The 19,881-nt window shown below is 58.0% G+C and carries 18 protein-coding genes and 1 pseudogene; 9 read left to right on the top strand and 10 right to left on the bottom strand.

The window, feature by feature from the left end; genetic code table 11:
* The first annotated feature begins 82 nt into the window (after positions 1-82).
* Positions 83-484: a VOC family protein gene (locus RT657_RS00960; RefSeq protein WP_313651675.1), complete on the top strand. Its 402-nt coding sequence runs from the start codon at positions 83-85 to the stop codon at positions 482-484.
* A gap of 118 nt (positions 485-602) precedes the next feature.
* Entirely contained in the window at positions 603-1,121 is a 519-nt protein-coding gene (locus RT657_RS00955) for a glutamate racemase (RefSeq protein WP_313652676.1), read from the top strand.
* Here RT657_RS00955 and RT657_RS00950 read toward each other — a convergent pair.
* Positions 1,114-1,863 (bottom strand): DeoR/GlpR family DNA-binding transcription regulator, encoded by a 750-nt coding sequence (locus RT657_RS00950; protein WP_313652675.1) that lies wholly within the window; start codon positions 1,861-1,863, stop codon positions 1,114-1,116. The genes RT657_RS00955 and RT657_RS00950 overlap by 8 nt on opposite strands.
* Before the next feature lie 83 nt (positions 1,864-1,946).
* Here RT657_RS00950 and RT657_RS00945 point away from each other — a divergent pair, with 83 nt between their 5' ends.
* A complete protein-coding gene (locus RT657_RS00945; RefSeq protein WP_313651674.1) occupies positions 1,947-2,531 on the top strand; it encodes an NUDIX domain-containing protein in 585 nt (194 codons plus the stop codon).
* A gap of 49 nt (positions 2,532-2,580) precedes the next feature.
* On the opposite strand, the gene RT657_RS00940 is transcribed toward RT657_RS00945, so the two are convergent.
* Positions 2,581-3,681, bottom strand: coding sequence for an NADH:flavin oxidoreductase/NADH oxidase (locus tag RT657_RS00940; protein WP_313651673.1), 1,101 nt, complete (start codon positions 3,679-3,681; stop codon positions 2,581-2,583).
* A gap of 155 nt (positions 3,682-3,836) precedes the next feature.
* Between RT657_RS00940 and RT657_RS00935 the strand changes: the two are divergent.
* A pseudogene (locus RT657_RS00935) lies at positions 3,837-4,172 on the top strand (LysR substrate-binding domain-containing protein); the annotation flags it as partial.
* 18 nt (positions 4,173-4,190) lie between these two features.
* Here the strand turns inward: RT657_RS00935 and uraH are convergent.
* Positions 4,191-4,613 carry a hydroxyisourate hydrolase gene (gene uraH / locus RT657_RS00930; RefSeq protein ID WP_313651672.1) on the bottom strand — a complete coding sequence of 141 codons (423 nt, stop codon included), beginning with the start codon at positions 4,611-4,613 and terminating at the stop codon, positions 4,191-4,193.
* Positions 4,614-5,570: 957 nt separating this feature from the next.
* Between uraH and RT657_RS00925 the strand changes: the two genes are divergently transcribed.
* From RT657_RS00925 to RT657_RS00910, 4 genes are all read left to right on the top strand, one after another.
* A complete protein-coding gene (locus RT657_RS00925) occupies positions 5,571-6,074 on the top strand; it encodes a sugar dehydrogenase complex small subunit (protein WP_313651670.1) in 504 nt (167 codons plus the stop codon).
* Between the two features lie 20 nt (positions 6,075-6,094).
* Positions 6,095-7,699, top strand: a complete 1,605-nt coding sequence (locus RT657_RS00920; RefSeq protein WP_313651668.1) for a GMC family oxidoreductase — start codon at positions 6,095-6,097, stop codon at positions 7,697-7,699.
* Positions 7,692-9,029, top strand: coding sequence for a cytochrome c (locus RT657_RS00915; protein WP_313651666.1), 1,338 nt, complete (start codon positions 7,692-7,694; stop codon positions 9,027-9,029). The genes RT657_RS00920 and RT657_RS00915 overlap by 8 nt, the downstream gene beginning before the upstream one ends.
* A gap of 1,096 nt (positions 9,030-10,125) precedes the next feature.
* Positions 10,126-10,461: a gamma-glutamylcyclotransferase family protein gene (locus RT657_RS00910; RefSeq protein ID WP_313651664.1), complete on the top strand. Its 336-nt coding sequence runs from the start codon at positions 10,126-10,128 to the stop codon at positions 10,459-10,461.
* A 272-nt stretch (positions 10,462-10,733) separates the two neighbouring features.
* Here the strand turns inward: RT657_RS00910 and RT657_RS00905 are convergent, their stop codons facing one another.
* From RT657_RS00905 to hipB, 4 genes are all read right to left on the bottom strand, one after another.
* The gene (locus RT657_RS00905) at positions 10,734-12,779 is read right to left on the bottom strand and encodes an FUSC family protein (protein WP_313651662.1); all 2,046 of its coding nucleotides are present in this window, start codon (positions 12,777-12,779) and stop codon (positions 10,734-10,736) included.
* Positions 12,780-13,178: 399 nt separating this feature from the next.
* Entirely contained in the window at positions 13,179-13,385 is a 207-nt protein-coding gene (locus RT657_RS00900) for a type II toxin-antitoxin system MqsA family antitoxin (RefSeq protein WP_313651660.1), read from the bottom strand.
* A 115-nt stretch (positions 13,386-13,500) separates the two neighbouring features.
* Complete coding sequence (locus tag RT657_RS00895) at positions 13,501-14,814, bottom strand: type II toxin-antitoxin system HipA family toxin (protein ID WP_313651657.1); 1,314 nt, start codon at positions 14,812-14,814, stop codon at positions 13,501-13,503.
* The gene (gene hipB, locus RT657_RS00890; RefSeq protein WP_313651654.1) at positions 14,814-15,062 is read right to left on the bottom strand and encodes a type II toxin-antitoxin system antitoxin HipB; all 249 of its coding nucleotides are present in this window, start codon (positions 15,060-15,062) and stop codon (positions 14,814-14,816) included. Before hipB ends, RT657_RS00895 begins: the two co-directional genes overlap by 1 nt.
* Positions 15,063-15,246: 184 nt before the next feature.
* Here hipB and RT657_RS00885 point away from each other — a divergent pair, with 184 nt between their 5' ends.
* A complete protein-coding gene (locus RT657_RS00885; protein WP_313651651.1) occupies positions 15,247-15,708 on the top strand; it encodes a GNAT family N-acetyltransferase in 462 nt (153 codons plus the stop codon).
* Position 15,709: 1 nt separating this feature from the next.
* Here RT657_RS00885 and RT657_RS00880 read toward each other — a convergent pair whose 3' ends face one another.
* Genes RT657_RS00880 through RT657_RS00870 form a run of 3 tightly spaced genes read right to left on the bottom strand, consistent with a single transcriptional unit; the run spans position 15,710 to position 19,808 of the window.
* Positions 15,710-16,501: an inositol monophosphatase family protein gene (locus RT657_RS00880; RefSeq protein WP_313651649.1), complete on the bottom strand. Its 792-nt coding sequence runs from the start codon at positions 16,499-16,501 to the stop codon at positions 15,710-15,712.
* Positions 16,502-16,524: 23 nt separating this feature from the next.
* Positions 16,525-17,586: an ABC transporter ATP-binding protein gene (locus RT657_RS00875; RefSeq protein WP_313651647.1), complete on the bottom strand. Its 1,062-nt coding sequence runs from the start codon at positions 17,584-17,586 to the stop codon at positions 16,525-16,527.
* On the bottom strand, positions 17,583-19,808 hold the full coding sequence (locus RT657_RS00870; RefSeq protein WP_313651645.1) for an iron ABC transporter permease: 2,226 nt from the start codon (positions 19,806-19,808) through the stop codon (positions 17,583-17,585). Before RT657_RS00870 ends, RT657_RS00875 begins: the two co-directional genes overlap by 4 nt.
* Positions 19,809-19,881: the final 73 nt, after the last annotated feature.

The raw sequence follows: 19,881 nt of genomic DNA, 5'->3' as shown, positions 1-19,881 counted from the left end.
CTTGCAAAAAGGGTTACCGCACCCGGTGACACGGCGCAGAGAGCAACCTGTGATAGATGTGTCTTTTTAAAGGAGACGCGTTATGACGATTCAGCATCTGCGTATTGCCCGGCCGGTGACGGACCTGGCACTGAGCAGCCGGATCTGGTGTCACGGGCTGGGACTGCAGAATATCGGCGGATTTACCGGTCATCAGGGATTCAGCGGTGTCATGCTGGGGGCTGACGGGCTGGGCTGGCATCTGGAATTCACCCACTGTCCGGGCCATCCGCTTCTGCCAGCACCCACCGCGGACGACCTGCTGGTGCTCTATCTTCCCTGTCACGCGGAGTGGCGCGAACGCTGTGCCCGCATGGATGAGGCGGGTTTCCGGCGGGTGCCTGCGTTTAACCCTTACTGGGATCGGCAGGGCGTGACATTCAATGACCGGGACGGTTATCGTGTGGTGATCCAGCACGCAGCCTGGCTCTCTCAACCTTCCTGATAAACCGGAGCAGACCCTGAACATTCTTTGCTTACATACGGCGGCCAGCAATATTGCGATATTTGATGCGGCCGCGGCGGCCCTGGCGCAGAACGCGACACCGCTGAGCCATCTGGTGATGCCGGAACTGCTGGCGGAAGCGGAGCGCAGTGGCGGGATGACAACACCGTTACGTCAACGTCTCGCACAGCTGATCGCCTCGCTGCTGCCGTCGTTTGATGCCATCCTCATTACCTGCTCGACGCTGGGCCCGGTCGCCGACGATTTTCATCTGCAGGATCGCGTCATGCGCACGGATGCGATGCTGGCAAACGCGCTGCAACGTCATGCAGGCCCCTCGGTGGCGCTCTGTGCCGCAGAATCCACCCTGGCGGCGACGCGGGCGCTCTTCTGTCAGCCTGGCGGTCAGGTTGAGGTTGTGCTAGTGGAGGAGGCCTGGGCCGCGTTTAAGGCGGGGGAGATCACCCGCTATTTCTCGCTGCTTGCCGCAGCGGCGGAGCAGGCTTATCAGCAGGGCGCCGTTGCGGTGGCGCTGGCGCAAAGCTCGATGACGCCGGTCGCACAGCAGTTTCCTGCCGCGCAACGCCCGCTTACCGCGCCGTTTCTGGCTCTGCAGGCCTGTTACGATCTCAGATAATTGTCACGCCCTGCTGATGCAGCGCCTGGCTCAGCGCTTCGTCCGGCGCGGTTTCTGTGACCAGCGTGCTCGCCAGCGACAGCTCGCCAATGGCAAAGGCGGAGGCGGCGTTCAGCTTCTCTGCTGACGCCAGCACGACGGTTTCTGCGGCGCGGCCTGCCAGGGCCCGCTTAACCGTCGCCTCCTCAAAATTGCCGGTCGTCAGGCCCGCCGCCTGATGCACCCCGGTTACTCCCATAAAAAAGAGATCGGCGTTGATGCGGCTGAGTGACTCCAGCATCGCGGCCCCCACGGTGACGACGGAGTGCCGGTAGAGCTGGCCGCCCAGCAGAATAATCTCCACCTGAGGATGGCCGGCTAACGCCAGCGCCACGCTGGGGCTGTGGGTGATGGCCGTAAAGCGCAGCGTATCGGGCAAATGATTCACCAGTTCGGCGCTGGTGGTGCCGCCATCGAACAGCACAATCTGTCCGGGCTGGATCAGCGTCACCGCTTTCTGCGCGATGACCCGCTTCGAGGCGGTCTGCACGCTTTTGCGCGTTTCAAGCGTTCCCAGTGCAGCGGAAACCGGCAGCGCGCCGCCATGAACCCGTTGCAGCAATCCCTCGGCCGCCAGTTCACGCAGATCGCGACGGATAGAGTCCTCGGAAAGGCCGAAGCGCTGACTGAGATCGCGTGACTGCACCTGCTTTTCCTGCGCGAGCAGGGCGAGAATGGTCTGTTTACGTTGGCTGGAAAGCATAGAACGGGCCTGCATGTTTTTTCTTGAATTTGCACGATTCTGCATGATAGCGTGAAGGCTGTCTACTCATCCCGGAGATTACCATGCAGCCAGACGCCTCACGTGTGCGCATTATCCATGAGCAGTTACTGTCCGATAACTGGTATACCCTGAAAAAATATACTTTTTCGCTGCTGCGCCGCGATGGTCGCTGGCAGGAGCAGAGCCGTGAAGCCTACGATCGGGGTAACGGCGCGGTGATCCTGCTTTACAACCGTGATACCCGCCGCGTGGTGATGACCCGACAGTTCCGCTTTCCCGTCTTCCTGAACGGCCATGACGGTTTTCTGATTGAGGCGGCTGCAGGCCTGCTGGATAACGCTTTACCGGAAGCCCGTATCGTGGCCGAGGCGGAAGAGGAGACCGGTTTTCGCGTCACCAGGGTAGAGAAAGTGTTTGAGGCCTTCATGAGCCCCGGCTCCGTCACCGAAAAGCTCTACTTTTTTATTGCCGAATATGATGACAGACAGCGCAGCGGTGAGGGTGGCGGAATCGAGGAGGAAGGCGAAGATATCGAAGTGCTGGAGCTGGATTTCGACCAGGCGTTACGGGCGATCGATCAGGGGGAGATTGTGGATGCCAAAACTATCATGCTGCTGCAGCATCTGCGTCTGAAAGGAATTTTATAATTTCGCTTAACCGGGCAGACCGCTGTGCAGGCGGCCCGCCCGTTAAGGCTTACTGATCCTGCGTCAGGATGCCTTTCACATCGTGCGGTTCAGAACGCAGATACTGCGGCGGCACCTGAACTTTGCCATCCAGCGCGGCGGCGGCGTGCCACGGCCAGCGCGGATCGTAAAGAATACCGCGCGCCAGAGCGACCAGATCCGCTTCACCCTGTTGCAGCAGATCCTCAGCCTGCTGTGGCTCAGTGATCAGGCCAACCGCGATCACCGGAATTGACACCTGCTCACGGATATCCCGGGCAAACGGCACCTGATAATTCGGGCCGACATCAATTTTCTGGTCTTCAGACAGGCCGCCACTGGAGACATGGATATAGGCGCACTGCAGCGCTTCCAGTTCACGCGAGAAGGCAATCGACTGCTTAATTTCCCAGCCGCCTTCCACCCAGTCCGTGGCAGAGATACGTACGCCCACCGGCACCGAGGCAGGAACGGCATCGCGTACGGCTTTAAACACCTCCAGCGGGAAACGCATACGGTTCTCCAGCGAGCCGCCATACTCATCACTGCGCTGATTCGACAGCGGCGACAGAAACTGATGCAGCAGATAGCCATGCGCGGCGTGAACTTCGATAAGCTGGAAACCCAGACGCACGGCGCGCAGGGCGCTGTCGACAAAGGCCTGAGTGACCCGTGCCAGGTCGTCACGACTCATGGCAACCGGTTTGAACTCATCCGCGCTGTAGCTCAGATCAGACGGCGCGATAGTCTGCCAGCCGCCCGCATCCTGAGCTATCTGTTTACCGCCTTCCCACGGCACCGCACACGATGCTTTGCGTCCTGCATGACCCAGCTGAATACCGATCGGAATCGAAGAGTAGCGACGTACATCTTCCAGCACTGTTTTCAGCGCAGCCTCGTTGTCATCATTCCACAAACCGAGATCGCCGGGAGAGATGCGGCCAATGTCCTCTACGGCTGTGGCTTCAATAATCATCAGGCCCGCGCCGGAAAAGGAGAGCTGGCCAAGATGGATCCGGTGCCAGGCGGTCGCACTGCCCGCTTCAGCGGAGTACTGGCACATCGGCGCAATGACGATACGGTTATCCAGCGTAAGTTCGCCCAGCGAGACGGTGGAAAAAAGTTGGCTCATGTTATCTCCATGGTGTTATGACTGATGTGACAGGCAATAACTATAGCGGGGGATTGGCCGGGTCGGGGGGAATGCAACGTGACATTTTATGACGACGCGCTTTCCTGTGTTCATAGCAGCGGGGTTCTGGCGGGAGCCATTAAGAACGAGGGAACCTCTCGCCGCAGACCGGCAGGCCGTTTGCGTTTTGGTTTGAACGGCAGGGCAAAAAAATGGAGATCGTCACGCCGCATCGCATCGGGGTGAATGAGCGTCATGGCCATCTGGCGGCTGGGCTGGGAATTATTCAGGCGTTTAGTTACTGCCTGTCGCCGTTTCTGCAGCAGGGCCGCATGGTGGAAATCCTGCAGGCGTGGCATCCGGCGGGCTATCCGTTTCATCTGGTCTATCCGCATAACCGGCATGTTACTCAGCGGCTGCGGGTGTTTATTGAGTGGCTGGTGGCCTGTTTTCCGGCGAAAGTCGCGGGAGAGGGGGAATCCGGCACCTGAGTGCCGGATAAAGCGGGATCAGTTACCGCGATAGGTTGAGTAGCCGAAGGGGCTCAGCAGTAACGGAATGTGGTAGTGCTCGCCATTTGCGTCCATGTTGAACTCCACCGGGATTTCCGGGAAGAAGGTTTTCTGGTTGCTCTTTTTGTAGAAATCACCGGTTTTAAACACGACGCGGTAGCTGCCTGCACTGGCCATTTTATCCTGCGGGAAGAGGGCGCTGATGCGACCGTTATTATCGGTGACGCCCGAAGCCAGTTTCACCCAGTTATCCTGCTGCTTCTGGTCCAGTTCAACCTCAATTCCCGCCGTGGGCTGGCCGGTCTGCAGGTTCAGAACGTGGACGCTCAGGGGGTTTTTAGCGGCGGCAGGCTGCGCGGCAATAGCGGATGCGCCAGAGGTCATCAGTAAGGTGGCAATCAGAGCATAAGACGTTTTCATCAATGTTTCCTTTTATTGACTCGTTGGGTGACAGTGAGGAAAGCGTAAAGTGTCTGACAGCAAAGCGATATTTTTTGACGGCAAATGTGAAATTTCTGAGAGCAGGTAGCGTTACCTCTTTTAGTTACATCATACAAAACACTTTTTATACCAAAGCCCGGCGCACGCATTTAAAGCTGATCAGCAAAATGAATGGCTGATCGATCGTGTTATAAAAAGCGGGGCGGTAAGATGTTAACATCGATTTATATGAATTGAGTCAATAATTTACCAGCCGGACAGATGAATATAGCTAACCGTCCGGCCACTCCGGATCAGCGCGCAGCGCCATCACTGTCTGCAGGGCAGCGCAGTGGATCGTTGCCTGCTGAATCTCCAGATCATTGGGGCAGACAAGCGGGCCGTATCACGCGAAAAACGCACTCTTCAGGCCGTAATCGCCACCTTACGGCATTCTTATTTATGCACACCGGGCGTCTGAATGTATGACTGACTCACTCACGATGAAATAACGCTCTCTTAGACGAAATATATGGCAATAACACTTTCGTACTGTTTCTGATAATTAATCATTGCGGTTTTCCACTTTATTTCAGTGTCTGCTTTTAAGCCACGCATTGAAGCGGATTATTAACCTCCTGATAATCTGAATAACGCCGTGCGGTGCTTAATGGCGATCCCGGGCGCCGGTTGACGGGGGAAAGAAGAGGGCGACTGGCAACATTGAGAGGCGGTATAGCTGCTGTTTAATAACGGTTTAATATAATCGCCGCGCGCATAACGAGGAGCGTCTCAATTAAATAACGGTGCGCAATTAAATAATCAGCCAGCATCGTCTCGCTGTCGCGGCTTTATTTAACCGACAAGGCGTTGCTCTTTTATTGCTGGCAACCGCAGGCGCATTTGATTGACTTTGCTGCTCGCAGAAACACGAGCGGAAATTGACTGGACAACACTATGAATCACTATTCGCGCCGCCGCGCGCTGAAGATGATCGGGCTGGTCGCTGTCGCTACGGCTTCCGGTCATCTGCTGCCACTGCCGCGGCTCGATGCCGCCCAGCCGCTGGCACCGCTGACCGGACTGGATGATTTCATCCATGTTTCACGACTGCTGACTCAGCAGGACGATCTCAGCCCGGCTGTGGCACACGCGCTGATGCTGGCGCTGAACCAGAGCCATAGCACGTTCGCCCGTGATCTCGCGGCGCTGAACACACTGCTGCAAAATCAGCCCGGATTGCTGCATCAGGAGCGCCTGACGTTTTCGGCTGAAGATGCCGCCAGTGAGGCGCTGGCGAAGGCCATTCTCGGTGGCTGGTATACCGGCGTTGTTGGCAAGGGTAAAACTGCCCTGTATGTCACCTATGTGAATACGCTTTCCAGCCAGCTGGTCAGTGACAAAGTTGTGCCGCCCGGTTTTGCATACGGTCCTGTAGGAAGCTGGGCGAAACAGCCCTGACGAAGAGAGTTCTACTATCCATGAATAAACAAACCTCCCCCGACGTGGTCGTTATTGGTGCGGGTGTCAATGGTTCGCTACTGGCGACACGGCTGGCTAAAGCCGGTAAGCGCGTGCTATTGCTGGAGTCTGGCCCCAGAGTCGGCCGGGACGAACTGGTCGGGCGGTTTCGCGCTTCCGCGTTTAAGTCGGACTTTATGTCGCCGTATCCGTTTTCACCGCTGGCCCCACAGCCACGTTACACGCCGGAGCCCAATGATTATCTGCATCAGGCGGGCCCGCATCCGTTTGCCGCGCAATATATTCGTATCTTCGGCGGCACGAGCTGGCACTGGGCGGCGCAGCTCTGGCGCTTCGTGCCTAACGATTTCCGTCAGCACAGCCTGTATGGCGTGGGCAAAGACTGGCCGATCGGCTACCAGGATCTGGAAGAGTATTACTACCAGGCCGAGGCGATCGCCGGTGTCGGCGGCTCACCGGACAACGGTTCACCCCGCAGCAAGCCGTTTCCGATGGCGCGCGTTCCGGCATCCTGGCTGCAGCAGCGGGTGACGGCGCGGCTGGCGCCTGATTTTACGGTGCTGGATGACTGTACCGGGCGTAACAGCCGAAGCTTTGACGGCCGTCCTGCCTGTTGTGGCAACAATAACTGTATGCCTGTTTGCCCGATCGACGCCCAGTATCACGGCGGACTCGCGGCGCAGCAGGCAGAAGAGAGCGGGGTGCAGGTCATCACCGAAGCCGTGGTTTATCAGCTGGAGCATGATGCGCAGGGGCGGATCACGGCGGCCCGCTATTACGACTGGAACAAAGTCAGCCATCGGGTGACGGCAGAGACTTTTGTGCTGGCCGCCAACGCGATCGAAACGCCGAAGCTGCTGCTGATGTCCGCCAGCGACACATTCCCGCAGGGTATCGCCAACGCCCGTGACAACGTGGGCCGCAACCTCTGCGATCACCCGGCGATAAGCGTCACTTTTGATGTCGATGAGGAGATCTGGCCTGGCCGCGGGCCGGTCAGCCCGTGCTCGATAGGTCAGTTCCGCGATGGTGATTTCCGGCGGGAGCATTCGCCGTTCCGCATCGATATTTCTAACGCGTCGCAGGTCGCTGCGGTCACCAAAGAGGTGCTGGCAGAGGGCTACTTCGGGAAAAAACTGCAGGACGAAATCCGCTTCCGCGCGGCCCGGCGTCTCAGCATTAAAAATGCGCTGGAGCAGTTACCCGATCCCGATAACCGCGTCACCCTGAGCGACAACAAAGATGCGCTGGGTCTGCCGACGCCGTCGCTTTACTGGAATATTGATGATTACGTGGTCAGAGGCACGGCCAGAACGCGGGAGTGTTACGACGCCATCGCGAAACGGCTGGGTGCGACCAATATCCGGCACAGCAAAACCGGTAAATTCTCTAACCGTCAGCATATTACCGGCACACTCTCGATGGGCCGCGATCCGGCGACCAGCGTGACTGATGAATGGGGGCGGGCGCACGATCATCAGAACCTGTTTATGGTCGGAACCGGCGTCATGCCAACGGTCGGCACCTGCAATGTCACGCTGACGGCGATGGCACTGGCGCTGCGCACGGCAGACAGGATTCTGCAGGAGACCCGACATGGTTAAGTTCTGGTACGCTTTAGTGACTGCGGGCGCGTTACTGGCCGCCCCGGCCCAGGCGCAGTCGGCCGATCAGAATGAACTGATCCGGCGCGGTGAGTATCTGGCGATAGCGGGCGACTGCGGCGCCTGCCATACGGAGGAGGGCAAAGCGCCTTTCAGCGGCGGCCACGCCATTGTCAGTCCGCTCGGCACTATCTTCAGCACCAATATCACGCCGTCGAAACAGGCCGGTATCGGCGACTATACGGAAGCAGAGTTCGCGGCAGCGCTGCGGAAAGGGATCCGGGCCGACGGCAGCCGTCTCTATCCCGCGATGCCGTATACCGCCTACGCCAGACTCACCGATGAAGATGTCTCGGCGCTTTACGCCTACTTTATGCAGGGCGTCAAACCGGTGGATGAGCGGCCGCCACAGACGGCGCTGCCGTTTCCATTTAATCTGCGCATCAGCATGGCGGTCTGGGATCTGCTGTTCACCGACGACAGGGTTTATCAGCCCGATCCCACGCAGAGTGCGGCCTGGAACCGCGGTGCCTATCTGGTTCAGGGGCTGGCGCACTGCAGCACCTGTCATACCCCACGCAATCTGCTGATGGCGGAACAGCAGGATAACTGGCTAAAGGGCGCTTCGCTCGGCACCTGGTACGCGCCGGACATTACGGCACCGGCCCTGCAGGCAAAACCATACTGGACACAACAGATGCTGGCTGAGTATCTGTTGACCGGTCATGCGGCCAACGGCGCCACGGCAGGCGGTCCGATGCGGGAAGCGATCGACAAAAGTTTCTCGCGCATGACAGCGGAAGATCGTCAGGCGATCGCCACTTATCTGCTGCCCGCCGATGCTACCGTCACTAAAACCCCGGAGATGAGGGGATTGCAGCCGGTCGCGGGTGACGATCTGCCACAGACGCTGGCGACGCTCAGCCAGGGTGAACAGATCTATCGGGATAACTGTGCGTCCTGTCATAACTTATCGGGCCAGGGTCAGAACGGGCTGCCGGCACTGCAGAATCATCCCGTGCTGAATAAACCTGTGGCGGATAACGTGGCGATGGCCATTCTGGCGGGTATCTGGCCGGAAAAAGGTCAGGGCATGATTGGATTTGCCGGTTCACTGAACGACGAACAGATCGCCGCCGTGACCAACTACGTGATGCAGGATATGGGTCACAGTCAGGTACAAATCACGCCGGAGAGAGTTAATGCGCTGCGCGCTGGCGGTGACACGTCGCCGCTGAAACTCTTAGCACGCTTCGGCATGGGTGCAGCGGTGGTTGCGCTAATGCTGATACTGTTCCGAATCCGCAAGAAACGCGCAGCAAAAGTCTGAGTTGAAATCCCCGCAGGCGATTGTCGCGGGGATTTTATTTATCGGCCGGACTGCGTTCGTTAAAACCTGACTGTGGAGATGGCGGATTCAGGATGATGGCTGCTGACGCCGTTATCGATTCGACAATGCAGAGAGACAGTGAACGACACGGCAGGGAACAGCAGAGCAGGATAAGCCGGGACCCAATAACGCACCTTAATACCTTATTTAACATAATATACATTATGCGCTATTAAAGGTTATGATGGCCGGGCATCGCTGAACTGCTTCATTTCACTGAAACGGCCTTTTGACCCTGACTGCCAATCCGGTCCTCACTTCGGCCCACCTTCGACGATAGCCTCGCAGTTTATCCCATGATCCCGTTGGGCTTCTGATTTTCTGTTTTACGCGACGCGTCAGTCCGCCGCCACTGTTCTGACAGATTCTTCATGCTCTCTTTCCCGCTGATACGTCTGCTGTGTCGGACGCACTGATTCAACTGACTCGTGCTTTCAACGGCACTTATTCTGTTTAGGTTTCCGTTGCTAAGCGCGCTAATTCACTGGCGCGCATTCTGTGACGATCTCTTTTGCCGAATGCACTGATACTGCCCACTTTTAACGATGCGTATTCTGTTACGGCCTGCGATGCTGAACGCGCTCAGCCTACATGCACATTTTCGGTTGCCGCGAGTTCTGCGGATGAAGAAAAAACTGTGCAGATCTCTTCCCGCTTACGTGTCTCTGCCGATGTCTGCTGCTATGCAGACTTGCAGGCGTTCCCGCGCTGAATCTGAGGCGCTGACATGCGCGCACGTCCGATTTAATTACGTTGCAGCTGCTGATTATCATAAACGCCAGTTACGGTTCCGCTCGCCGCCCGCCCGTGCCAGCCCCTAATCCTGCTCTGGATTACACAGCGTACACACGAAAAATGACAACGCTACGTGAATTCTGAGGCAATTGTCTGGCCCACTGGCCCCGGAATTGATCAGAACGCGCCATTTCAGCCCCCCCTATTTTCGGTCCTGAATGGAAAATACCGGCGGCCGCATGACATCCGATTTCAGGCACGTTAAAGTTGCTGGCTCTGTGGGTTTGCTTAATGAGAGAAAATGAAACGCTTATTTGTCTATGGCACGCTCTGCCCGGGCCGCGAGAACGCCTATATCCTGGAAAAAATTGGCGGCGAATGGCTGGCCGGTTCAGTGAATGGCACGTATTACCCGCGTGGCTGGGGCGCGGCGGCCGATTTCCCCGGTATCATCCTGGACGAAAACGGCCCCGACGTGCCCGGCTATCTGTTTATCTCTGACCAGCTTGAAGCGCACTGGCCGATGCTGGATGCCTTCGAAGATGGCTATGACCGCGTACAGGTTCGCGTGCAGACGGACAAAAACCAGCAGCTAACCGCCTGGGTTTATCAGCTTCAGCCACCGGTCAGGGCCTGATCATTGCACCCTAACTAAGTGCGCGCGCCCTGCTCTTAAAATGTTTAAGGCGGGCGACGCCGTATCAGTATATGAAGCGTTAAATAGTGCAAGGTAATGATTTTAAACAGGTATAATGCCTTTCCTGATTTTCCCTCTCTGTCAGCCCTTTTTCCTGTAAGACTTTTTTATACAGGCACAATGCCAGACAGGTTTATAAGATCAGATCTAATGTATGATGTAACTAAAAAACCTGTTTTATTCAGCCTGGCAACTGGCACGGCCACCAGCGCCTACGCTGGCCAGCGCTGATGCGGAAACAGTGACACGCGAATGTTAAACAGATGAATCAGCGGCGCAACCGCCGCACGCTCCTGCCGGGCAATGCTCTCCAGCCGGAGCAGCAGCAGGTCCAGCTCCACCAGCAAATCCTGATGCGGCGCCAGCTGCAGCGTTTTCATCTTTCGCTTCAGATAGAGCGCCAGCTCATGAAACATCTGCCCGCTGTCGATACCGTGGCTCTCCAGCACCTCACGATAACGGGCATAGTAGTCATAGCAGTTAGCGCCCAGCCAGGTTTCAGTTATCAGATACCCTCCCACGACGATATCCGGTACCGGATCGAGCCGTTTACGCGGCAGGATGATGTTTACCCTGTCGAGCATCCGCGCAATAAATTGCTGGCGTGCCAGCAGCGTGGCGGCGTTGCGCTCCACCATTTTGGTAAAGCCCAGCAGATCACGCAGCCCCCGCTGCACCGCGCGTCGGGCAATCCATGAAGGCCGCTTATTGCGGATCAGCGCCGTCAGCACCACCGCAAACAGAATTCCTGTCATCGAGGAGATGGCCGCGTTGAGCGTCACAATCAGGTTCGGTACATAGTGATGGCTCAGCCCGATAAAACCGGGGATCTGAATCGCGACGCTCAGCCCAATCAGGTTGGTAGCCGGATTGGCGATAAGCAGACTCAGCAGCATCAGCCCCGGCAGCAGACAGATCATCAGCGCCTGCAGCGTATTAGCCTGCGGGATCAGAAACGCGATATAAAACAGACTGACCACCAGCGCAATCATCACCCCTTTCACAAACAGCTTCATCGGCGCTACCGGGGAGTCGACACCCGCGAAAAACGAGCTGACGATCGCCGCCATCAGGGGAGCATTCGCGCCGTCAGCCCAGCCGCTGCCAATCCAGAACAGGCTGGAAAGAAAGGTCGCGAGAAAAGCCGTCAGCGCCGACAGCCGCAACAGCCCTTTATCAATATGCCGGTGCTCACGAATATTGCAAATCGCGGAGCCGTCGCCGTGACTGTAGAGATCCCCGGCGCGCGCGCTGACGTTCTCATAGGCATCGGCAATACGCACAAAGTTCGCCATCCGTTCCAGCAGTCCTATCAGCAGCAGACTCTCTTCAGTTGCCAGCTGCCCTGCCCGCCACGCCTGTTCCAGCGTCTCCTGACCATCCGCAATCGCTTCACGCAGCCCGTGAATATCGTTAACCCGGTCGTGATGCAGCCACAAGAGAAACTGCTGAAAGAGATCGGTGACGCACGGCGGAAAACGGATATTCAGCTCAGCCAGCACGCCCAGCCGCGATTCAATGGCGGTCAGGGTGGGAAGCAGATAAGTCAGATGCTGATACTGCACGCTGACCAGACGGATAACGTTTCTGGCGGCCTCGCCCTCATAGACACAGTGGGTCAGCAGTGTTTCCACGTTCAGCGGATAGCCGGCCATCTGAATCAGGATATCTTCCCGCTCCAGCGATTTGTTCCTGGCCATTCCGCTGATCAGTTCATCGCACAATCGGCGGGCGTTCAGGAACCAGAGATTGACGCTCTGCCCCAGCAGATGGTGCATCGAAACCGGAAACACCAGCCGGTGAATCAGCGTACTGCAGAGGATCCCCAGCGTGATCTCTTCGATCCGTGAAATCACCGTATTGATGATGGCTGACGGCGTATCGACATCAGGAAAGCCCATAATGGCCGCACTGTAACCCGCCAGCATAAAGATATAGCTTTTAGGCGTACGGTCGTGCAGAGAAAGCCAGAGGCAAAGAGTCACCCATAGCGACACGCACAGGCTGAACAGCATCGGCGACTGCACCGTTTCAGGATAGATCAGCAGAATAAAGATGCCGCCCAGCAGTGTGCCCATCAGGCGAAACACGGATTTTGAGATGGTCGAGGCGGCATAAAGCTGCGAGGTGACGAAGACGGTGGTCAGCGCCCAGGCCGGTTTTTCAAAGTTAAGGAGCAGTGCGACAGAGAGTGCGATAAAGGCGGCAAGGGAGGTTTTGCAGGCAAACAAAAACGCGTTTTTGGTAAACCATTTCATCGAATGAGGGCAGCCAGAAGCTTTCTGAGGCGCGTATCCTGACAGATGCGCCCGTGTTTTACTCTCAGTTAAATTTTACAAATTATTACCAGCTTTACCGCATGCTCCTGCTGCGGACACGGTCGCGCATGGCGTGAAAAAAGTGTGCCTTTGCCCTTCTTCCCGATTGGCTTCCCGCCTAGTGTCTGTCTGCCAGATGTTCCCAGGCTAATCTTAAGGTTGGTCGTGTATGTTGCCACCCGCACACCGCAACGGCATGCTGTACTCAAAAGATGACTTATCTGCAATACGATTTTGCCTGCCTTGTGCAGGCTTTTTTTGCCGGAACGCTACCGCAGAACCGCACAGGCTGATAACGCCTGACGGACGCGTAAAAAAGCTCACTGACGGTAAGCTCACTTATCTGACCGGCACGCCTCCATTTTCCAGCGCTTCAGCCTTTTCCGGATACTGCTCAGCCGTTCCGGCGGTCATGATAACCGCCCCGCAGCGGATACAGTGATCGCCCTTCACATCCGGCACGACATCCGCCGGGTTCCCCGTATTCAGGCTGACATCACGCGTAGCGTAAACAAACGCTTCTCCTTCACATCCCGGACATTTCATCGCTGACTCCTTTGTTGACCCTGTCTGCTAAGGATAGACGACAGCGGCTGAGCCACGGTCAGCGGTCGACGCTTTCAGAATGGGCCCATGCCTGCGCCCCCGCTTTGACCGTCCGCTATGCCTGATGTCGTAACCGCTCCAGCATAATCAGTGAGTGACTGAAAATAGCGTCGGCGATATGCTGCGGAAAACCGGATGGCAGCGCATCGCGTACCGCCACAACCGCCTGGGGAAAAGCCCGGACAAAGAAGTCGAAAATTTGCTGCAGGGCATCCGTGTCGAAACTGACACTTCTGGCCGTGGCCATGAAATGACGCGGAAAGATTTTGTCGATCTCCGTTTTCTTTCCCCGGCTGGCGCGCAACCCCATCGCCAGCTTCAGGGCGCGCTTGTTCAGACCGGTGCCGCCCAGCACCGGATAGGCGGAAATCAGATCATAAAAGGGCGTCAGGCGATAGCTGCCGCCGCGCTCAATGAACAGGGAAAAATTCTTTGCGTGACCATCGGTTGCACCTATCAGCCACTGAAACACCTGAAACTGCATAAACCGGTAGCGATCCTCAATGGCGTTGCTCGACCCCATCAGGATCTGCATGATCTCCGCAATCCCCGGGCCGCCGTCCGACTCATATTTGGCCGACGACGGCAGGCCCAGCGCCTGACAGAAATCTTCCTGCGGCAGGCGAATAAGACGGGTTTTATCGCGTGACCAGCGGCGATCAAACCGTTCAACGGCCAGCGCACGCATCCTGCCAGCGCGGATCATGGTGGCCTGAGGCACATCGATACCGAGTGCGCGGGCCAGAGCCAGACAGAGGTACTCATTCTCCACGCTTTCGCGCATATCCAGCGTCGCAGCAGGCTGTTTAATCTCCCCAATCGGCAGCTTAATGATGTGCGATGTGGGCGTCGCGCCGGCCGGAATACTCCAGCCCTCTTCGGTCAGCAGCAGCGCAGTCTTCTCCTGCGCCCCGGCCACCGAAATACGGAAATCAGTCTCTTCACGCAGCATTCCCAGCGGAATCTCTGACTGATAGGCCGACAGCACGCTTTCGAGGCGGGCTTCATCCAGCACCTCATAGCGGGCGTGCAGCATGGGCAACGGCATATCGGGCGGCAACAGCATGGTCGCCCCCACGCTGTCCCGGCCTATCTCCTGCAGCAGATCGAACGGCTGGCGTGACCTGATCTGGTAACGTGCCACAATTCTGTCGCGGATCAGCGGGCTGTCCGGCAGCAGGTTATCGAAGAAATTGATCACGGCGTGAGAGGTGATCGCCCTTACCTGCAGCGGCATCGAGAGTGACAGCGGCCTTGAGAGCGGGTTACTCAGCCAGCCGGTGTCATACTGAAACTCATGTGCGCCGTTGCGCTGTCGGGTCAGTACGCCCACCCGCTCGCCGTTCATCCACGCTATCAGCCGCTGCATCACCACGCATCCTCATCGTCGACCTGTGGCGTTGCTGCCGCCGCTTTTTCCTGCACGTCCAGACTCAGTTCCAGCGACTGTAACAGTTTAAACAGCGTGGCCAGTGAGGTGTTGTCAGGTGCATTTTCGAAGTGAGAGATGGTGGCCTGTTTCAGGCCGACCTTCTTTGCCAGTTCACTCTGGGTCCAGCCATTACGCTGGCGGATCAGTTTCAGCCGGTTTGCCAGCTGAAGCGGGCTGTATATCATGGAACACTCCTCCGGAAAGCAGACGGTAAGCATAGCGCAATCATTTATCCCTTAAAGGGTATAAAGATTATTTTATCCCCGAAAGAGGATAAATGCAAAATTATACCTTGCGGGGGATAATGCGCGATTTATCCCTTTTGACGGATAAGCCGGAGGGTTCACTAACGGATGAAAGAGGAACAGGATGCAGGAATTTACCTTTATCCATCAGATGAATGACGGCGATCGGGCCGCCCTGCTCGCCGGCCTGGGCGACTATAACCAGACCTTTATCCAGCGTGATAACTGGGGACCCCTGGCGGTCGCCTGCCATGATCGGCTGGGAACACTGCGCGGTGGCCTGATTGCATCACGAAAAGGCAACTGGCTCTGTATCGATTATCTCTGGGTAGATGAAACGCTACGAAGTCACGGCGTGGGCAGCGCGCTGATCACTGCGGCGGAGCAGGAAGCGGTAAGAATGGGCTCGCGGTTTGCGCTGGTCGATACCTTCAGTTTTCAGGCCCTGCCGTTTTATCAGAAACAGGGCTATGCGCTGCAGATGTCACTGCCTGACTTTCCGCATGACGGTATGCAGCGCCACTATCTGACGAAAACGCTGGATCACGCTGAGGGTCAGTCCGCCAGCGTGACAGTGTCACAGTAGGTCAGAGGCCAGCGATACGGCGCAGATCGGCTTCCGCACCCGGTGCCACAGCCAGTACCTGTGCGCCTCGGGTGAGGCGGTCGCCCTCTGTATTAAACGGGTGGACCCAGCCGCCCGCCTCTTTCACCAGGCAATATCCCGCCAGGCAGTCCCAGGCGTGCATGTAAGGTTCGTAATAGCCGACCACCCGACCCGCCGCGACCCAGGCAAGCATCAGCGCCCCCGAACCAATCCGGATAAAGTTACCGCCCGCCGTCAGCAGCGCCGCCACGATCTCGCCCACCTGCTGCGGCGTCACATGACTGTTGGCACCAAAACCGGTGACGTGATTCTGCAGCGTCCGGGAAGGGTCGACGACCAGCGGGCGTCCGTTGAGCGTGGCACCCTGCCCCTGCGCCGCCACATAACACTCCTGATAGGTGGGCGCGAAGATCACGCCAATGACCGGCTCCCCGCCGCGCAGCACTGCCACCGACACACACCAGCTCGGCATCCCGTTGAGAAACGGACTGGTGCCATCGATAGGATCGACCACCCATGTATAGTCAGATTGCCCGGGCTGCAGGCCCGACTCCTCGCCCAGAAAACCATCCGCGGGAAAAGCCTCGCGGATGCGGCTGGCGATCAGCTGCTCCACGTCACGGTCAGCAATGGAAACAACGTCCTGCAGGTCATACTTCGTCTCAACCACCAGCGTCTCCCGGCGATGAAACCAGGATAAGGCGGTCGCGCCCCCTTCACGCGCTACAGCTTCAGCTAAAGCCAGGCGGGTCATGATTTCGTGCGTTTGCATAAGAGCTCCCAGAATTCATCAGATTAACGGGCAATAAGGGCCAGGCCCTGAGGCTTAAAGTTGATGCCGACCCTGGCCGCAAGCGGCAGGCGCTGCTCCATCTGCGGGTCAATAATGAACAGTGCGCCCAGCTCAGTCGCGACCTCATATTCGATATGGTCGCCCAGCCATGTACTATGGATCACTTCCCCCTGTAACGCGCCGGGGTCGCTATCCGACAGCGTGATAAACTGCGGCCGCACGGCTAACTGCGCAGGTCCGGTTCGGGCAGCCGGACTCCGGATCCGGAAGCGCTGCGTACCGAGGCGGATCAGCGCGTCCTCAACACCGGCCTCTTCCACCTCACAGGGCAGAATATTGGCTTCCCCCATAAAGTCGGCAATAAACACCGAGTTGGGCGCGTGGTAAAGCGTCTCCGGCGCACCCTGCTGGGCAATATCCCCCTCTTTCATGACAATAATCTTATCGGAGACGGCCAGCGCCTCCTCCTGATCGTGAGTGACATAGACAGCGGTAAAGCCGAGCCGCTGCTGCAGGTCGCGGATATCGGTGCGCACCCGACGGCGCAGACGTTCATCCAGGTTGGAGAGCGGCTCATCAAGCAACAGCACCTGGGGTTCCAGCACCAGCGCACGTGCGACTGCAATGCGCTGCTGCTGTCCGCCAGAGAGTTCTGATGGCAGCCGCTGCCCCTGATTGTCGAGACCGACCAGTTTCAGGCCTTCGTGCGCCCTTTCCTGCGCTTCGCGTTTGTTCATACCCGATGACAGCAGGCCATAAAGAATATTGTCGAGGGCGTTCATGTGCGGAAACAGCGCATAGGACTGAAAGACCATCGCCACGTCACGCTGATTAGCGGGCAGATGCGTGACATCTTTGCCACCGATCAGAATCCGGCCCGACGTGGGATGTTCCAGCCCGGCCAGCAGCCGCAGTGTGGTGGTTTTGCCACAGCCGGAGGGGCCGAGCAGCGTTACCAGCGTACCGGGCTCGACGCTAAGCGACAGATCCGGCAGCGCCGTAAAGCCGTCAAAGTGCTTGGTAACATGTTCAAAAACTACCGATCCGGCATGAAGGGTTGTCATACGGCGCTCTCCTGAGTCAGGGGGGGTGCAGAGGGTGCGGCAGCGATAACCGCAGGTCGGGTCGCACGGCGCAGGCGGCGTTCGCCCACCAGCAGCTGGAAGAGGCCAATGATCAGGAGCATGACGACGATCAGCACAGAGGAGTAGGCAATTGCGACGCCATATTCCCCATTCTCCACCAGGCCGACAATATAAGAGGTCGCCATATTGTACTGCGCGCTGACCAGGAAGATCACCGCACTGATCGAGGTGATGGCGCGCACAAAGGCGTAAACCAGCGCCGCGCTGATGGCAGGTTTCAGCAGCGGCAGCACCACTTTACGCAGGGTACGAAAACTGGTTGCGCCCAGCGTCAGCGAGGCTTCATCCAGGCTTTTGTCGAGCTGACTCATCGCTGCAATGCCGCCACGGACACCTACCGGCATATTGCGGAAGACAAAGCAGGCGATCAGGATCGTCGCCGTGCCGGTGATCTCCAGCGGTGGCAGGTTATACGCCATGACATAACTCACCCCAATCACCGTGCCGGGGATGGCAAAGCTCAGCATCAGCATAAATTCAAAGGTCTGACGACCGGCGAAGTTCTGCCGCACAATCAGCCAGGCAGTGAGCAGGCCCACGATGGCCGTGAGCGGCGCGGCGATCAGCGCAATCTCCAGCGTGGTCCAGAATGAATTCCAGGCGACCCCGCGCCAGACCAGCGTGCCCTGTTCAATACTGACGCTGAAAGCGCGGATGTAATGATCCAGCGTCAGCGCGTTATTCAGCCCCCATGACTGTACAAAGCCGCCGACCATGATCATGCCGTAGATCACCAGCGTAAAGAGGCCCCACGGGATCACCATGCCATATACGCCGTAGCGCACCGGGCGCGGCAGCTGTGCGTGACGGCCGCCGTCACCTTTACCGGTCACGGTGGCAAAACTCTTGCCCGAGAGCCACACGCGCTGCACCAGGAAAGCGATCAGAGTGAATCCCAGCAGAATCATCGCCAGCACCGCGGCGCGACTGGGATCGTTCTGTGCGCCAACCACCGAAAAGAAGATCTCTGTCGACAGCACGCCGTGACTGCCGCCCAGCACCATCGGATTACCAAAATCGGCCATGCTTTCGATAAAGCTGATCAGAAAAGCGTTGGCCAGCCCGGGTGCCATCAGCGGCAGCGAGATGCGGGTGAAAGTTCGCCAGCGGCTGCCGCGCAGCGTCTGTGAGGCTTCCTCCAGCGAGGGACTGATCCCCTCAACCACCCCAATCAGCACCAGAAAAGCCACCGGCGTAAAAGAGAGCACCTGGGCAATCCAGATGCCGGTCATGCCATAGAGCCAGCGGCCCGGCTCAACACCGAACAGCGTCGCCAGCGATTCCGTGACGACGCCGGAACGGCCAAATAGCAGAATAAGCGCCAGACCGATGACAAACGGCGGTGTAATAATCGGCAGGATGGTCAGCATCCGCAGTGCTTTTTTACACGGCAGTGACGTGCGGGTGGCCGCCAGCGCAAACGCCAGCCCCAGCAGTGTGGCCCCGCTGGCCGTCATCAGCGCCAGTCCCAGCGTACGCCAGGCAGTGCCGCAACTGCTGCCGGTGAAACAGCCGAGGCTCCAGATGGCCGGATCCTGCAGATTAGCGATCAGCCCGTCCGGCTTAAAGCTGCCATCGATATCCTGCACCGACGCGACAAACAGACTCAGGACCGGATAGATCACAAAGGTGGTGACCAGCGCCACCAGCAGCACAATCGACGCCACCACAAAGGCATCGCCCTTGAGCACACCGCGCTCGGCCAGCGCGAAGGAGAAGGTCAGTAAAAATAGCGTCAGCAGCAGCAGCGCACCGGCCCCCATCGCCGGTTGCCCCTGCGCCAGCGGCCCCGTGAGATGCTCCAGCCACAGCCAGTTCCAGCCACTGAAACCAATAGCATGCCCTTCCAGCACCAGAAACACGATGCCCGCGAGGCTGGATAACAGAAGCAGCGAGCTGCGGATGCGGCCGGACGGCAGGAAGAGGCAGGCTGCCGGGAACAGCCAGAGCCCCACGGCAATGGCGAGCCAGGGACGTAATGTCAGCTGGCCCAGCGCAGGGGCGCTGTTCTCATCGCGCCATAAACTGAAGATCCAGTCACCACTAAAAAAGCCCTGCTCCAGACTGTACCAGGGCAGCAGCGTCAGCGCGACAGCTCCTGCCAGCAGCACGCCGGTTAAGCGACGATTGTGCGCATTCATAAATCACCTCGATCGGGAAGCGGACATCAGGCTCGCGCCACCGCGGACTGGCACAGACCCGGCTCAGGCAGCC

It is taken from the genome of Pantoea sp., assembly GCF_032114055.1.
Lineage (GTDB): Bacteria > Pseudomonadota > Gammaproteobacteria > Enterobacterales > Enterobacteriaceae > Pantoea.
Note: the sequence above shows the minus strand (reverse complement) of the source record. Positions and strands in the feature narration are given on the sequence as shown.

Coding starts and splice junctions, on each gene's coding strand:
- RT657_RS00925 (WP_313651670.1), top strand. CDS start 5,571: ATGAATCACTATTCGCGCCGCCGCGCGCTGAAGATGATCGGGCTGGTC.
- RT657_RS00955 (WP_313652676.1), top strand. CDS start 603: ATGCCGGAACTGCTGGCGGAAGCGGAGCGCAGTGGCGGGATGACAACA.
- RT657_RS00915 (WP_313651666.1), top strand. CDS start 7,692: ATGGTTAAGTTCTGGTACGCTTTAGTGACTGCGGGCGCGTTACTGGCC.
- RT657_RS00880 (WP_313651649.1), bottom strand. CDS start 16,501: ATGCAAACGCACGAAATCATGACCCGCCTGGCTTTAGCTGAAGCTGTA.
- RT657_RS00905 (WP_313651662.1), bottom strand. CDS start 12,779: ATGAAATGGTTTACCAAAAACGCGTTTTTGTTTGCCTGCAAAACCTCC.
- RT657_RS00950 (WP_313652675.1), bottom strand. CDS start 1,863: ATGCTTTCCAGCCAACGTAAACAGACCATTCTCGCCCTGCTCGCGCAG.
- RT657_RS00910 (WP_313651664.1), top strand. CDS start 10,126: ATGAAACGCTTATTTGTCTATGGCACGCTCTGCCCGGGCCGCGAGAAC.
- RT657_RS00885 (WP_313651651.1), top strand. CDS start 15,247: ATGCAGGAATTTACCTTTATCCATCAGATGAATGACGGCGATCGGGCC.
- hipB (WP_313651654.1), bottom strand. CDS start 15,062: ATGATATACAGCCCGCTTCAGCTGGCAAACCGGCTGAAACTGATCCGC.
- RT657_RS00895 (WP_313651657.1), bottom strand. CDS start 14,814: ATGCAGCGGCTGATAGCGTGGATGAACGGCGAGCGGGTGGGCGTACTG.
- RT657_RS00920 (WP_313651668.1), top strand. CDS start 6,095: ATGAATAAACAAACCTCCCCCGACGTGGTCGTTATTGGTGCGGGTGTC.
- RT657_RS00940 (WP_313651673.1), bottom strand. CDS start 3,681: ATGAGCCAACTTTTTTCCACCGTCTCGCTGGGCGAACTTACGCTGGAT.
- RT657_RS00960 (WP_313651675.1), top strand. CDS start 83: ATGACGATTCAGCATCTGCGTATTGCCCGGCCGGTGACGGACCTGGCA.
- RT657_RS00945 (WP_313651674.1), top strand. CDS start 1,947: ATGCAGCCAGACGCCTCACGTGTGCGCATTATCCATGAGCAGTTACTG.
- RT657_RS00875 (WP_313651647.1), bottom strand. CDS start 17,586: ATGACAACCCTTCATGCCGGATCGGTAGTTTTTGAACATGTTACCAAG.
- RT657_RS00870 (WP_313651645.1), bottom strand. CDS start 19,808: ATGAATGCGCACAATCGTCGCTTAACCGGCGTGCTGCTGGCAGGAGCT.
- RT657_RS00900 (WP_313651660.1), bottom strand. CDS start 13,385: ATGAAATGTCCGGGATGTGAAGGAGAAGCGTTTGTTTACGCTACGCGT.
- uraH (WP_313651672.1), bottom strand. CDS start 4,613: ATGAAAACGTCTTATGCTCTGATTGCCACCTTACTGATGACCTCTGGC.